At 66.7% G+C, this 15,665-nt stretch carries 10 protein-coding genes; 8 read left to right on the top strand and 2 right to left on the bottom strand.

The annotated features are described in order from the left end of the window. From ACQP06_RS32365 to ACQP06_RS32330, 8 genes are all read left to right on the top strand, one after another. Complete coding sequence (locus ACQP06_RS32365) at window positions 1-1,260, top strand: MCE family protein (RefSeq protein ID WP_433668691.1); 1,260 nt, start codon at window positions 1-3, stop codon at window positions 1,258-1,260. Continuing rightward, window positions 1,257-2,483 carry an MCE family protein gene (locus tag ACQP06_RS32360; RefSeq protein WP_433668690.1) on the top strand — a complete coding sequence of 409 codons (1,227 nt, stop codon included), beginning with the start codon at window positions 1,257-1,259 and terminating at the stop codon, window positions 2,481-2,483. Before ACQP06_RS32365 ends, ACQP06_RS32360 begins: the two co-directional genes overlap by 4 nt. After that, entirely contained in the window at window positions 2,480-3,724 is a 1,245-nt protein-coding gene (locus ACQP06_RS32355; protein WP_433668689.1) for an MCE family protein, read from the top strand. The genes ACQP06_RS32360 and ACQP06_RS32355 overlap by 4 nt, the downstream gene beginning before the upstream one ends. Before the next feature lie 29 nt (window positions 3,725-3,753). Then, window positions 3,754-4,428 (top strand): hypothetical protein, encoded by a 675-nt coding sequence (locus ACQP06_RS32350; RefSeq protein ID WP_433668687.1) that lies wholly within the window; start codon window positions 3,754-3,756, stop codon window positions 4,426-4,428. Window positions 4,429-4,440: 12 nt separating this feature from the next. Further along, window positions 4,441-5,184: a hypothetical protein gene (locus ACQP06_RS32345; RefSeq protein WP_433668685.1), complete on the top strand. Its 744-nt coding sequence runs from the start codon at window positions 4,441-4,443 to the stop codon at window positions 5,182-5,184. Between the two features lie 578 nt (window positions 5,185-5,762). After that, complete coding sequence (locus ACQP06_RS32340; protein ID WP_357281766.1) at window positions 5,763-9,251, top strand: DNA-directed RNA polymerase subunit beta; 3,489 nt, start codon at window positions 5,763-5,765, stop codon at window positions 9,249-9,251. Between the two features lie 103 nt (window positions 9,252-9,354). Continuing rightward, window positions 9,355-13,308 carry a DNA-directed RNA polymerase subunit beta' gene (locus ACQP06_RS32335; RefSeq protein ID WP_433668683.1) on the top strand — a complete coding sequence of 1,318 codons (3,954 nt, stop codon included), beginning with the start codon at window positions 9,355-9,357 and terminating at the stop codon, window positions 13,306-13,308. Window positions 13,309-13,447: 139 nt separating this feature from the next. Then, window positions 13,448-13,921, top strand: a complete 474-nt coding sequence (locus tag ACQP06_RS32330) for a hypothetical protein (protein WP_433668682.1) — start codon at window positions 13,448-13,450, stop codon at window positions 13,919-13,921. An 18-nt stretch (window positions 13,922-13,939) separates the two neighbouring features. On the opposite strand, the gene ACQP06_RS32325 is transcribed toward ACQP06_RS32330, so the two are convergent. Further along, window positions 13,940-14,593 (bottom strand): hypothetical protein, encoded by a 654-nt coding sequence (locus ACQP06_RS32325; protein WP_433668680.1) that lies wholly within the window; start codon window positions 14,591-14,593, stop codon window positions 13,940-13,942. Between the two features lie 117 nt (window positions 14,594-14,710). After that, window positions 14,711-15,664: an EamA family transporter gene (locus tag ACQP06_RS32320; protein WP_433668678.1), complete on the bottom strand. Its 954-nt coding sequence runs from the start codon at window positions 15,662-15,664 to the stop codon at window positions 14,711-14,713. Between the last annotated feature and the right edge of the window lies 1 nt (window position 15,665).

Here is a 15,665-nt window from a genome sequence, read left to right as displayed (position 1 = left end):
GTGGCGAAGAATCCGCTGACCGCGTTGAGCGGCACCAGCCGTAAGAGCAAGATCATCGCCGTGGTGGCCGCCCTGGCGGTCGTGCTCGCGGGTGTCGCGTGGTGGAGCTACGACCGGCTCGAAACCACCAAGATCACCGCGTATTTCGACAAGTCGATCGGCATCTACAAGGGCTCGGACGTCCGGGTCCTGGGCGTGCCGGTGGGCCGCGTGGACTCGGTGACCCCCAAGGGCGACGTGGTCGAGGTCGTCATGAAGGTCGACCGCAAGTACGACATCCCCGCCGACGCCAAGGCCGCCCAGATCACCCCCTCGGTGGTGTCGGACCGGTACATCCAGCTCGCGCCCGCCTACAAGGGCGGACCCAAGATGGGCCGCAACGCCACCATCCCGAAGGAGCGCACCGCGACCCCGGTCGAGGTGGACCGCCTCTACAAGAGCATCACCGAACTGTCCGAGGCGCTCGGCCCCAACGGCGCCAACAAGGACGGCGCGCTGAACCAGCTGGCCCGCACCGGCGCCGAGAACCTGGCCGGCAACGGCGACGCGCTGGGCAACAGCTTCACCCAGCTGTCCAAGGCCGCGCACGCGCTCTCCGATTCGCGCACCGACATCTTCGACACGGTCAAGAACCTGCAGACCTTCGTGCAGACCCTGGCCGATAACGACTCGCAGGTCCGGACCTTCAACACCCAGCTGGCCTCGCTGGCCGGTTTCCTGTCCGACGAGCGCCAGACCCTCGGCGACGCGCTGAGCCTGCTCTCGGTCGCGCTCGGTGACGTGGCCCGGTTCATCGACAACAACCGGGACCTGGTGCAGTCCAACGCGGACGCGCTGACCAAGCTCACCCAGACCCTCGCCGATCAGCGCGACGATCTGGCCAAGGCGCTGCCGCTCATCCCGACCGCGCTGAGCAACCTGATCAACGTGCACAACGGTGAGAGCGGCACGCTCGACATGCGCCCCAACTTCACCGATCTGCAGGATCCGTTCGGCGTCATCTGCAAGATGCTGGACCTGGGCAAGCTGCGTCCCGGCGACCCCAAGTTCGAGGCCATCTCGCGGCAGCTCGGCCCGATCCTGAACAACTGCAAGCTGATCACCGACCAGCTCACCGCGGGCGTGAAGACGCCGTCGCTGGTGCTGCCCTTCGGCATCCTCAGCGGCGAGAACGAACAGCGCAACGCGGTGCCCGGCTCGGTGCCCGGCAATCCGTCCGACCAGCTGCCGCCGTCGCAGCAGGAAGGTGGACAGCGATGAGCGCCAACCGGATCCGGCGCGCGGCGCTGGTCGCCACCTCGCTCGGCGCGGTGACGCTGGTGGCGGCGGGCTGTAGCGCGGACAGCATTCCGCTGCCCGGCGGCCCGGACATCGGCAAGCATCCGCTGCACCTCGACATCCGCTTCGCCGACGTGCTGGACCTGGTCCCGCAGTCCACGGTGAAGGTGGACGGCGTGGCCGTGGGCCGGGTCGACAAGATCCGCATCGCCCCCGACAACGCCTGGGAAGCCAGCGTGCAGGTGCTGGTCAACGATGACGTGAACCTGCCCGCCAATGCCCGCGCCGAGGTCAAGCAGACCAACCTGCTGGGCGAGAAGTACATCGAGCTGTCCGCGCCCGCCAAGGACGCCGACTCCGCGCGTCTGAAGGACGGGGCCCGCATCCCCGTCGAGAACACCCGCACCGCCACCGAGGTGGAGCAGGTGCTCGGCGCGCTGTCGCTGCTGCTCAACGGCGGCGGCGTGGCGCAGCTGCAGCCGATCATCGTGGAGCTCAACAAGACTCTGGACGGCCGCGAGGGCAAGGTCCGAGACCTGTTGAACCAGGCCAACACCCTGATCAAGGGCCTCGACGACCAGGTCGGCAATATCACCCGCGCACTGGACAGCCTGAACACGCTGAGCAGCCGGGTGAGCACCCAGACCACCCAGATCACCAAGATCCTCGACGAGCTGCCCGCCGGCATCAAGATCCTCAACGAGCAACGGCCGCAACTGATCCAGCTGCTGACCCAGCTGGACCGGGTCGGCCAGGCCGGGATCGACGTGCTGGACAAGTCCAAGGAGAACCTGATCACCGACCTGTCCTCGCTGCGGCCCACGCTGCAGGCGCTGGGCGCGTCGGCCGGTGACCTGGTGACGGCGTTCCCGCTCATCCCCACCTATCCGTTCCCGGACGAGGCCATCAAGTCGGCGTTCGGCGGCCAGGTCAACACCTGGCTCTCGGTGGACCTGCAGATCGGCGGCCTGCTGTCGAATCTCGGTGTGGGCAAGCCGGATCCGCAGTACCTGCCGCCCGCGGGCCGGCAGGTCAACGTGGATCCGACCAACCCGTACTACAACGGCAACGGGCCGCGCGGCGGCTGGCCGACCGTCTCGCTGCTGCCCCTGCCGGCCACCGTGGCGCGGCCCACCGGGCAGCCGGGACCGACCGATCCGCTCGGATCGATCCTCGAGCAGCTGGGAGTGGGTGGTCCGCGATGACTCGTCTGGTGCGTAATCAGCTGATCGCCTTCGCGATCATCGCCGTGCTCGGTGTCGTCTTCGTCGGCGCCAAGTACGTGCGGCTGGACAATATGCTCGGCTTCGGGCTGTACAAGGTGAAGGTGCAGGCCACCGAGACCGGCAACCTGTCCAAGGGCGCCGAGGTCACCTACCGCGGCGTCCCGGTCGGCCGGGTCGGCGACCTGGACATCACCCCGGACGGCGTGCTCATCACCCTGGAGATGAACTCCTCCAAGCCCAAGGTCCCCGCCAACGCCAAGGCCGTGGTCGCCGACCGCTCCGCCATCGGCGAGCAGTTCGTGGACCTGCTGCCCTCCAGCGACGGCGGGCCGTACCTGAAGGACGGCTCGGTCATCACCGGCGCGCAGCTGCCCATCCACGTGGAGGACCTGCTGACCAGCGTCGACACCTTCGCCGGCACCACCGACCTGAAGGCGTTGTCCACCACCATCACCGAACTCGGCAAGGCCTTCGACGGCAAGGGCGACGATCTCAAGATCCTGATCGACTCGCTCAACAAGTTCACCGCCACCGCGAGCGGCGACAACCTGCAGCAGACCCTGGCCCTGATCCGGTCCGCCCACACCGTGCTGGGCACCCAGGCCGAACAGTCCCCGGCGATCCTGCAGTTCAGCGACGGCCTGGACAAGCTCACCGCGCAGCTGAAGTCCAGCGACCCGGACATCCGCCGCCTCATCGGCACCGGCACCGACGCGGGCTCCTCGATCAACCGCCTGCTGCAGGAGAGCGGCCCGGCCCTCACCAAGGACCTCACCAACCTGCGGGTCCTGCTGCACGCCATCTCGCCGAAGTTCTACGCCCTCGGCCCGGTGCTGGCCATGCTGCCGCTGCTGCCGCTCGGCGGTTCCTCCACCGCGCCCGGTGACGGCACCACCCACTTCGGCCTGGTGCTCGAGACCAACAACCCGCCCGCCTGCACGCTGGGATACGAAGGCACGCAACGGATCCTGGACCAGATGAAGGCCCAGAACCCCAACTTCGACGACACCCGCGACGACTTCCCGCTCAATACCGCGGCCACCTGCGCGGTGCCGCAGGGCAGCGAGACCACCGTGCGTGGCGGGGCCCGTGCCGAACTGGCCGACCCCAATGTCGCGCAGCCGTGGGACGACAAGCCCAAGTACGACCCGGAGAAGCTCAACCTGAACCCGGTGGCCACCCAGCTGTCCACCCTCATGGGCATCACTCCCAAGCACTGACCGGCAAGAGAGGAAAGTATGGTGGCGGCGTGAGCCAGGACAAGGACAGCGAATCGGGGGCGAACCTCGAGAAGCCGGCGGTCGAGCCGGTTCCCGACACGACCCCGGACGCGTCCCAGGCCGACGCCGTCACCACCGAACCTCGCGACCCCCGGAAACTGGCCCGGATCGGCGCGGCCGGTCTGCTGGCCGTCTCGGTCGCCGCCGCCGGTGTGATCGGGTTCCTGTGGATCGGTGACAGCAAGGACGAGTCCCGGGCCGAGGCCCGCGACGCCGCCCTCACCGACGCCCGCCAGGCCGCGGTCAACCTCATGTCGATCAATCCCGACGATATCGACGGGTCGCTGGCGAACATCCGGTCATCGATGACGGGAGACCTGCTCAAGCAGCAGGAGGACGGGCAGGAACAGCTCAAGCAGACCGCCCAGGAGTCCAAGACCCGGATCGAGTCCGCGGTCGAGGGCATCACGCTCACCTCGCTCAACAGTGAACGCGACCACGCCTCGGCCTTCGCGGTCCTGAAGATCACCCGCAGCTGGCCCGGCGGCCAGCCCGCCTCGTTCCGCCAGCTGTGGACCCTCGATCTGGTCAAGCAGGGCAGCACCTGGAAGGCCGAGAAGGCGCAGAACCTGGGCGAACCGGTGCCGCTGGGCTCCGGACAGCCCGCCCAGCAGCCGACCACGGCGCCCAAGCCGGGCAACTAGGAGGGAGTGACCATGGCCAACCGGAAACGACCCGTCAATCGCGTCACCCCGCGCCGCCCGGCCGCTCAGCGCGGCACCGCGTCGCGGACCACCGCCGCGGATGTGAACGCCCGGTCCACCACCGAGCGTTCCGACAGCACCGCCTCGCGCGCCACCCCGCGCGGTCGGGTCCGGGCCGGTATCCGCGGCCGGGGCCCGGCCAAAGACCGTGCCTCGCAACAGTATTCCAAGCTGACCGGGCAGGGCGGGTTTTGGCCCAACTGGGGCATCGCGACCGTCTGTGCGGCGCTGTCGGCCCTGCTGCTGGCCTTCGCGATCGTCGGTGCGGTGAATCACTGGGTGAGCAAGCCCAACTCCGGCTCCGGCAATCTCGCCTATGTCGACAACGCGGCCACCGACGAGGTCAAGGCCGCCGCCGACCACGCCCTGACCACGCTCTACGGCTACAAGGCCGCCGAGATCGACAAGTGGAAGGGTTCGGTCAACTCGGTCCTCACCGAGAAGATGCAGAAGGACTTCGCGAAGTTCGTCGACACCACGGTCGACACCATCAAGCAGACCCAGACCGACACCACGGTCAAGACCGACCCGATCGGCGTGACGCTGCTCACCGGCGACCGGGCCGAGCTGCTGGTGAATCTGAACATCTCCGCCGTCAAGGACGGCAAGCCCGAACCCCTCGCGTCGGGCCCGATCGTGCTGCGCATGCAGAAGACCGACGGCCACTGGCTGGCCTCGGAGATCACCGACAAGTAGGCCGCGGAGATCCCCGGCGGGAGTCGGGGATCACCGGTAAGTCGGTCGTCACATCGCCTGCTCGCCGCCGTCTTTCCGGCATTGCGCGACGTCGGAGGGTGATCTTGCTCTGCGACAGGCGATCTCGCGTTTTGTCAACTCGGCCCGCCACTTGACGACTTTCGTCCTAGCCGTCACGCTATTCACAACAGCGGCGGCTGTCACAGGAGACAACTCGCCGGCGTGGGCACTGTGAACGCAGCCAGCGGACTCTGAGACCCGGCCGGACACCTTGTGAAGACCGCCACTCGGCTGTGGCGGTATCGGCGATCTGAACGCCGGGAATATCGACACGGACACACCGGGGCGAAGTTGACGCCCGCGGATCGCCACGGGTGGTACTTTGACACCCCCGTAGGTTTGGGTGTAGTTTTGGACGTTGCGCTGGCTGCCTCCTGTCCATACCTCGATCGCATCACGAAAGTTTCGCCTTCCGGTGTTACTTCCGCTGTCTGCTGTTCGGGTTTCGTTCGGGTCGTAACCAGCGGAATTCGTAGCAGACAAGCGACGGTCGCGGACCACCACGCGACGCGCGTTAGGTGCTGGAAGGACGCATCTTGGCAGTCTCCACCCAGACCAAGGCCGGTATCCCCGGAGCCCCGAAGCGGGTGTCTTTCGCGAAGATTCGTGAACCCCTGGAGGTTCCCGGACTTCTCGATCTACAAACCGAATCGTTCGCCTGGCTGGTCGGTTCAGCAGACTGGCGTGAGCGTGCCACCGCGCGCGGCGACGTCACCAACCCCACCGGGGGCCTCGAGGAGGTGCTCGAGGAGCTGTCTCCGATCGAGGACTTCTCCGGCTCCATGTCGCTGTCCTTCTCCGACCCGCGCTTCGAAGAGGTCAAGGCCTCCATCGAGGAGTGCAAGGACAAGGACATGACCTATGCGGCTCCGCTGTTCGTGACCGCGGAGTTCATCAACAACAACACCGGTGAGATCAAGTCTCAGACGGTCTTCATGGGTGACTTCCCGATGATGACCGACAAGGGCACGTTCATCATCAACGGCACCGAGCGCGTCGTCGTGTCGCAGCTCGTCCGTTCGCCGGGTGTGTACTTCGACTCGTCCATCGACAAGTCCACCGAGAAGACGCTGCACTCCGTGCGCGTCATCCCCTCGCGCGGCGCGTGGCTGGAGTTCGACGTCGACAAGCGCGACACCGTCGGTGTCCGCATCGACCGCAAGCGTCGTCAGCCGGTCACCGTGCTGCTCAAGGCGCTGGGTCTGACCACCGAGGAGATCACCGAGCGCTTCGGTTTCTCCGAGATCATGATGTCCACCCTCGAGAAGGACTCCACCCCGGGTCAGGACGAGGCGCTGCTCGACATCTACCGCAAGCTGCGTCCGGGCGAGCCGCCGACCAAGGAGTCCGCGCAGACCCTGCTGGAGAACCTGTTCTTCAAGGAGAAGCGCTACGACCTGGCGCGCGTCGGTCGCTACAAGATCAACAAGAAGCTGGGCCTGAACCTGGACCAGCCGGTCACCGGCTCGACGCTGACCAAGGAAGACATCGTCGCGACGATCGAGTACCTGGTCCGCCTGCACCAGGGCGATCGCCTCATGACCGCCCCCGGCGGCTCCGAGGTCCCGGTCGACGTCGACGACATCGACCACTTCGGCAACCGTCGTCTGCGGACGGTTGGCGAGCTGATCCAGAACCAGATCCGCGTGGGTCTCTCGCGTATGGAGCGTGTCGTGCGTGAGCGCATGACCACCCAGGACGTCGAGGCCATCACCCCGCAGACCCTGATCAACATCCGTCCCGTCGTGGCGGCGATCAAGGAGTTCTTCGGCACCTCGCAGCTGTCGCAGTTCATGGACCAGAACAACCCGCTCTCGGGTCTGACCCACAAGCGTCGTCTGTCGGCGCTGGGCCCGGGTGGTCTGTCCCGTGAGCGCGCCGGCCTGGAAGTCCGTGACGTCCACCCGTCGCACTACGGCCGCATGTGCCCGATCGAGACCCCGGAAGGCCCGAACATCGGCCTGATCGGTTCGCTCTCGGTCTACGCGCGGGTCAACCCGTTCGGTTTCATCGAGACCCCGTACCGCAAGGTCGTCGACGGCCGCGTCACCGATGAGGTCAAGTACCTCACCGCCGACGAAGAGGACCGCCACATCCGCGCCCAGGCGAACTCGCCGGTCGACGCGGACGGCCGCTTCCTCGAGGATCGCGTGCTCGCCCGCCACGGCAACGAGGAAATGGAATACGTCGACGCCAGTGCGGTCGACTACATGGACGTCTCGCCGCGCCAGATGGTGTCGGTCGCGACCGCCATGATCCCGTTCCTCGAGCACGACGACGCCAACCGTGCCCTCATGGGCGCGAACATGCAGCGTCAGGCCGTGCCGCTGATCCGTTCCGAGTCGCCGCTGGTCGGCACCGGTATGGAGCTGCGCGCCGCGGTCGATGCCGGTGACGTGGTCGTGAACCAGAAGGCCGGCGTGGTGGAAGAGGTCTCGGCCGACTTCATCACTGTCATGCACGACGACGGCACCCGTCGTTCGTACCGCCTGCGCAAGTTCGAGCGCTCCAACCAGGGCACCTGCGCGAACCAGCGTCCGATCGTGGACGAGGGCACCCGTGTGGAGGCCGGGCACGTGCTCGCCGACGGTCCGTGCACCGAGAACGGTGAGATGGCCCTGGGCAAGAACCTGCTCGTGGCGATCATGCCGTGGGAAGGCCACAACTACGAGGACGCGATCATCCTGTCGCAGCGCCTCGTGGAGGACGACGTGCTCACCTCGATCCACATCGAGGAGCACGAGATCGACGCTCGCGACACCAAGCTCGGCGCCGAGGAGATCACCCGGGACATCCCGAACGTCTCCGACGAGGTCCTGGCGGACCTGGACGAGCGTGGCATCGTGCGCATCGGCGCGGAGGTCCGTGACGGCGACATCCTGGTCGGCAAGGTCACCCCGAAGGGTGAGACCGAGCTGACCCCCGAGGAGCGCCTGCTGCGCGCCATTTTCGGTGAGAAGGCCCGCGAGGTCCGCGACACCTCCCTGAAGGTGCCCCACGGTGAGTCCGGCAAGGTCATCGGCGTGCGCGTGTTCTCGCGTGACGACGACGACGATCTGCCCCCGGGCGTCAACGAGCTGGTCCGCGTCTACGTCGCGCAGAAGCGCAAGATCCAGGACGGCGACAAGCTCGCCGGTCGCCACGGCAACAAGGGCGTCATCGGCAAGATCCTCCCGCAGGAGGACATGCCGTTCCTGCCCGACGGCACCCCGGTCGACATCATCCTGAACACCCACGGTGTGCCGCGTCGTATGAACATCGGTCAGGTGCTGGAAACCCACCTGGGTTACATCGCCAAGACCGGTTGGCAGGTCGAGGGTTCTCCCGATTGGGCGAAGAACCTGCCGGCCGAGATGATCGGTCAGCCCGCCGACACGAACATCGCCACCCCGGTGTTCGACGGTGCGCGCGAGGAGGAGCTGACCGGCCTGCTCGGTTCGACTCTGCCGAACCGCGACGGCGAGAAGATGATCAACGACGACGGCAAGGCGATCCTGCTGGACGGCCGCTCCGGTGAGCCGTTCCCGTACCCGGTGTCCGTCGGCTACATGTACATCCTGAAGCTGCACCACCTGGTCGACGACAAGATCCACGCGCGTTCGACCGGTCCGTACTCGATGATCACGCAGCAGCCGCTGGGTGGTAAGGCGCAGTTCGGTGGTCAGCGCTTCGGTGAAATGGAATGTTGGGCCATGCAGGCGTACGGCGCGGCCTACACCCTGCAGGAACTCCTCACCATCAAGTCGGACGACGTGGTCGGCCGCGTGAAGGTGTACGAGGCCATCGTCAAGGGCGAGAACATTCCGGAGCCGGGTATCCCGGAGTCGTTCAAGGTTCTGCTCAAGGAACTCCAGTCGCTGTGCCTCAACGTGGAGGTGCTGTCCTCGGACGGCGCCGCCATCGAGATGCGTGACGGTGACGACGAGGACCTGGAGCGCGCCGCGGCGAACCTGGGTATCAACCTGTCCCGCAACGAGGCTGCGACGGTCGACGACCTGGCGCAGTGAGCGATCGGTCCGGGAAGGCCGATCGGATTCGAGAAGCCTTCCCGGGCAACGGATTTAGCGAACTTTTGCTCATACTCAACCCGAACAGGGGAAAGGAAGTTACGTGCTAGACGTCAACTTCTTCGATGAACTCCGGATCGGCCTGGCGACCGCCGAAGACATTCGTAACTGGTCTTTCGGCGAGGTCAAGAAGCCGGAGACCATCAACTACCGCACGCTGAAGCCGGAGAAGGACGGCCTCTTCTGCGAGAAGATCTTCGGTCCCACCCGGGACTGGGAGTGCTACTGCGGTAAGTACAAGCGCGTCCGCTTCAAGGGCATCATCTGCGAGCGCTGTGGTGTCGAGGTGACTCGCGCCAAGGTGCGTCGTGAGCGCATGGGCCACATCGAGCTGGCCGCTCCGGTCACCCACATCTGGTACTTCAAGGGTGTCCCGTCGCGTCTGGGCTACCTGCTCGACCTCGCGCCGAAGGATCTGGAAAAGATCATCTACTTCGCCGCGTACGTCATCACCTCGGTGGACGACGAGCTGCGTCACAACGAGCTCTCCACGCTCGAGGCGGAGATGGAGGTCGAGAAGAAGACCGTCGCCGACCAGCGTGACGCCGACCTCGAGGCCCGCGCCCAGAAGCTGGAAGCCGACCTGGCCGAGCTGGAGGCCGAGGGCGCCAAGTCCGACGTCCGCCGCAAGGTCAAGGACGGCGGCGAGCGCGAGATGCGTCAGCTGCGCGACCGCGCCCAGCGTGAGCTGGACCGGCTCGACGAGATCTGGACCACCTTCACCAAGCTGGCCAAGAAGCAGCTGATCATCGACGAGGTGATCTACCGCGAGCTGCAGGACCGCTACGGCGAGTACTTCACCGGTGCCATGGGCGCCGAGGCGATCCAGAAGCTCATGCAGGATTTCGACATCCCGGCCGAGGCCGAGAACCTGCGCGAGACCATCCGTACGGGCAAGGGCCAGAAGAAGCTTCGCGCGCTGAAGCGTCTGAAGGTCGTGGCCGCGTTCCAGACCAACGGCAACTCGCCGATGGGCATGGTCCTCGACGCCGTTCCGGTGATCCCGCCGGAGCTGCGCCCGATGGTGCAGCTCGACGGTGGCCGCTTCGCGACCTCCGACCTGAACGACCTGTACCGCCGCGTCATCAACCGCAACAACCGTTTGAAGCGACTGATCGATCTGGGTGCGCCCGAGATCATCGTGAACAACGAGAAGCGCATGCTTCAGGAGTCGGTGGACGCGCTGTTCGACAACGGCCGTCGTGGCCGTCCGGTCACCGGTCCGGGTAACCGCCCGCTGAAGTCGCTGAGCGATCTGCTCAAGGGCAAGCAGGGTCGTTTCCGTCAGAACCTGCTCGGTAAGCGTGTCGACTACTCCGGCCGTTCGGTCATCGTGGTCGGTCCGCAGCTGAAGCTGCACCAGTGTGGTCTGCCCAAGCTGATGGCGCTCGAGCTGTTCAAGCCGTTCGTCATGAAGCGTCTGGTCGACCTGAACCACGCGCAGAACATCAAGTCCGCCAAGCGGATGGTCGAGCGTCAGCGTCCCCAGGTGTGGGATGTCCTCGAAGAGGTCATCTCCGAGCACCCGGTGCTGCTGAACCGTGCGCCCACCCTGCACCGCCTGGGTATCCAGGCCTTCGAGCCGCTGCTGGTCGAAGGTAAGGCCATCCAGCTGCACCCGCTCGTGTGTGAGGCGTTCAACGCCGACTTCGACGGTGACCAGATGGCCGTGCACCTCCCGCTGTCCGCGGAGGCGCAGGCCGAGGCCCGCATCCTGATGCTGTCCTCGAACAACATCCTGTCGCCGGCGTCGGGTCGTCCGCTCGCCATGCCGCGTCTGGACATGGTGACCGGCCTGTTCTACCTGACCCGCCTGGAAGAGGGCGCGGTCGGCGAGTACCGGGCCGCCACCAAGGACGAGGCCGAGTTCGGCGTCTACTCCTCGCCCGCCGAGGCGCAGATGGCCGTGGACCGCGGTGACCTGACCGTGCGTTCGCTGATCAAGGTCCGTCTGACCGAGCAGCGTCCGCCGAAGGACGTCGAGGCCGAGCTGTTCCCGGACGGCTGGCAGCGTGGCGACGCGTGGACCTGCAAGACCACCCTGGGTCGCGTGATCTTCAACGATCTGCTCCCGGCGGACTACGCGTTCATCGACGAGCCGATGCCGAAGAAGCGTCAGGCGGCGATCATCAACGATCTCGCCGAGCGCTACCCGATGATCGTGGTCGCGCAGACCGTCGACAAGCTCAAGGACGCCGGCTTCTACTGGGCCACGCGTTCGGGTGTCACCGTCTCCATGTCGGACGTGCTCGTTCCGCCGGAGAAGGCGGAGATCATGGCGCGCTACGACGCGCAGGCCGACCAGATCGAGAAGAAGTACCAGCGTGGTGCTCTCGACCACCAGGAGCGCAACAACGCCCTGGTCAAGATCTGGCAGGAAGCGACCGAAGAGGTCGGTAAGGCGCTGCGCGCGCACTACCCGGCCGACAACCCGATCATCACGATCGTCGACTCGGGCGCCACGGGTAACTTCACCCAGACTCGTACCCTCGCGGGCATGAAGGGTCTGGTGACCAACCCGAAGGGTGAGTTCATCCCGCAGCCGATCAAGTCCTCCTTCCGTGAGGGCCTGACGGTTCTGGAGTACTTCATCAACACCCACGGTGCGCGAAAGGGTCTGGCCGACACCGCGCTTCGTACCGCCGACTCGGGTTACCTGACCCGTCGTCTGGTGGACGTGTCGCAGGACGTCATCGTGCGCGAGACCGACTGTGGCACCGAGCGCGGCATCGTGGTGCCGATCGCGGAGAAGCAGGCCGACGGCTCTGTCATCCGGGACGCCCACGTGGAGACCAGCACCTACGCTCGTACGCTGGCCACCGACGCGGTGGACGCCAAGGGCAATGTCGTCGTCGAGAAGGGCCACGACCTGGGCGATCCCGCCCTGGAGGCGCTGCTCGAGGCCGGCATCACCGAGGTGAAGGTCCGCTCCGTGCTGACCTGCACCACCGGCACCGGCGTGTGTGCCACCTGCTACGGCCGCTCGATGGCGACCGGCAAGCTGGTGGACATCGGTGAGGCCGTCGGTATCGTCGCCGCGCAGTCCATCGGTGAGCCCGGTACCCAGCTGACCATGCGTACCTTCCACCAGGGTGGTGTCGCGGGTGACGACATCACGGGTGGTCTGCCCCGCGTGCAGGAGCTCTTCGAGGCTCGTGTGCCCAAGGGCAAGGCCCCCATCGCCGAGGTGTCGGGTCGCGTGCGGCTCGAGGACGACGACCGCTTCTACAAGATCACGATCATCCCGGACGACGGGTCGGACGAGGTCCTGTACGACAAGCTGTCGAAGCGTCAGCGTCTGCGGGTGTTCAAGCACGAGGACGGCTCCGAGCGCCTCCTGGCCGACGGTGACCACGTCGAGGTCGGTCAGCAGCTGCTCGAGGGCTCGGCCGATCCGCACGAGGTGCTGCGCGTGATGGGCCCGCGTCAGGTGCAGGTCCACCTGGTCCACGAGGTCCAGGAGGTGTACCGCTCGCAGGGTGTGTCCATCCACGACAAGCACATCGAGGTGATCGTCCGCCAGATGCTGCGCCGCGTCACCATCATCGATTCGGGTGCGACCGAGTTCCTCCCGGGTTCGCTGGTGGAGCGCGCCGAGTTCGAGTCCGCCAACCGCCGCGTGGTCGCGGAGGGTGGCGAGCCCGCCTCGGGTCGTCCGGTGCTCATGGGTATCACCAAGGCGTCGCTCGCGACCGATTCGTGGCTGTCGGCGGCCTCCTTCCAGGAGACCACCCGCGTGCTCACGGACGCCGCGATCAACTGCCGCTCCGACAAGCTGATCGGCCTGAAGGAGAACGTGATCATCGGTAAGCTGATCCCGGCCGGTACCGGTATCAACCGCTACCGCAACATCCAGGTGCAGCCGACCGAAGAGGCCCGCCAGGCGGCGTACGCTGTCCCGTCCTACGACGACAGCTACTACAGCCCGGACGGCTTCGGCACCTCCACCGGTGCCGCGGTTCCGCTGGACGACTACGGCTTCAGCGATTACCGCTAAGCGTGTAGCCAGGCAATAGAATTCGGCCCCCGCTCCGAAATGGAGCGGGGGCCGAACTCTTTTCCCGCTCGAGCGCGGCGCGCGGGTCTATGCTGTTTGCGACGAAGTAACCGGCCCCCGTTTCAGGGGAGGAGCTGACGTGTTCGCTCGTAGTGCTCTCGTTTCGGCCGTCTGCTGTGGAGCGGCCCTGTCCCTGCCGCTCACATTGTCGCTACCGCTCGCCGCCGCCGATCCCGGTGGCGCACTGGGCGGCTGCCGCCACGGCGGCGTCCTGACCGGCGCGCTGATTCCGGGGACCGGCAGCGTGGGCCAGAGCGTCCACCGCGAGGCGGACGTCTGGGCCTGCTCGAGCCCGCTGCTGTCCGGCATCGAATCCGGCCACTTCACCGCCGAATTGCCGTTCAACGCCCTCGATTCGCCGTCGCTGGGCCGATTCGACTGGACCGACGGCAGTGTCAGTCAGGTGATCGGCCAGCCCAACGGCCTGTGGACGATTGTGGACGGCCCCGGCAACGGCCACACCTTCCGTTTCGATCTCGCGCAGGAGATGAACGTGTGGTGGTACCACTGGCACAACAGCATGCCGGTGAAGTCGGTCAGCTTCCTGGCGTGAATCCCGGTGGGGGAGGAGTCAGTTGGCGGGCGGGGGAGTCGGGATAGCGGCGAGGGCGGGCCGGAAGATGTTCGACGCGCCGGGGGCCAGGGTGTCGACGTAGGCGAGCGCGGCCTCCGAGGCCTCGTGGCCGCCGGACATCTGCAGGCCGATGGCCCCGCCGACCACGCCGCCGATCACCGCGAGCAGCGGGGCGGTGATGAAGTCCAGGACGAACAGGCCGAGCGGGAAGCCCGCGATGAAGCCGATGGTGGCGCCGATGGCCGCGCCGGTGGCGACCGCGGGCATATTGGCCTGGACCACGTCGAAGAAGTGCTGTTGGGCGTCGATATCGCGCAGTTCGGTGCCGGACGCGGCGACCGGGGTGAGGGTGAGACGGCGATTGCTCTGGTCGATGACCGGGGTGAATTCCGCTGTCTTGCCGTCGATGTCGTACTTCAGGGGCACGGTGGAGACCAGGGCGCCCTTGTCGTCGGTGACGATGACGGCCTCGCCGTCCCAGGTGGCGAGGAACTGCCCGGCCTGCAGGGTGCTGACCGCGGAGCGGTGGTCCGAGGAGAGCGCCACGTCGTAGCCGATGCTGTGATCGGTGCCCTTGATCTGCAGGGCGGGCTGCGCGGGGGCCTGCTCGGGCGCGGCGGTGGCCGTGCCGGCGACGGTGGTCGCGGTCAAGCAAAGCAAGGCAGGCGCAACGTATTTCGTGATACCCATGGTGGCTGTTCCTCGAGTTTGCGATAGGTTTCCCGACCTTTGCGACAAACTACCGTTATCAACTCGAGATGTGAAGCATTATGGCGCATTCGTGTCGTCGGCGGGTTCCCCGAGTCGCACGACCACGACGCCGATGAGAATCAAAGCGCCGCCGAACAATTGGATCGGCGCGGGGGTCTGGCCCAGCAGCGCCCAGGAGAACAGGATGGCGGCCAGCACCTCGGCGAGCGCCGCGAACGACGCCAGGCGTGACCCGAGCAGCCGGGTGGCGGCGATACCGGTGACATAGGAGACGGCGGCCGTGATCACGCCGAGCGCGAGCAGCGGCACCCACCAGTCCACGGTGAACCCCTGGAAGGCAACGGGAGTGGTGGTGGCGTGCAGCGGGACGACGCCGAGCAGGCCCGCGGCCAGGATGCCGAGTCCGCCGACCAGTAGTCCGCCGGTGGCCAGTACGGTGCCGGGCACCGCGTCCCCGGCGTGCGCGCTCAGGATGAAATAGGCGGCCGCACCGACCATTGCGCCCAGGGCCCAGGCGATGCCGACCCAGCTGGTGCTGGCGCCCGATCGCAGGTTGAGCACCATGACCAGTCCGGTCACCCCGATGATCGCGCCGAGAACGGTTGCGCGACCGGGCTTCTGGCTGTGCCGCAGCCACAACCACACCACCACGGCGATCGGCGCGGTGTATTCGATGAGCAGCGCGACGCCGACATCCATGTGGGCGACGGCATTGAAGTACGACAGCTGCGCGGTGGCGACGGCCAGCAGTCCGTATCCCGCGAGCAGGGAGATATTGCGCCGCAGCAGGTCCCAGTCGCCGCGCAATCGCACGACGGCGGCGGGCAGCAGCACGACCGCGCCGAGGAGGACGCGGACGATGACGACGGCGGCGGGGCTCCAGCCCGCGTCGATGAGTCCGCGGGCCAGCGGTCCGGAGAGCCCGAACGCGGCGGCCGACAGGGCGGCGCAGATCAGCCCGGAGCGAATCCGGTGCGACACCACCGTCCTGTCATGAGTCAAAGTCGCCATG

Source organism: Nocardia sp. CA-136227 (genome assembly GCF_050955695.1).
In the GTDB taxonomy this organism is placed as follows: Bacteria; Actinomycetota; Actinomycetes; order Mycobacteriales; family Mycobacteriaceae; genus Nocardia.
The sequence above is the reverse complement of the archived record's forward strand: the minus strand, read 5'-3'. Positions and strand labels throughout refer to the sequence as shown.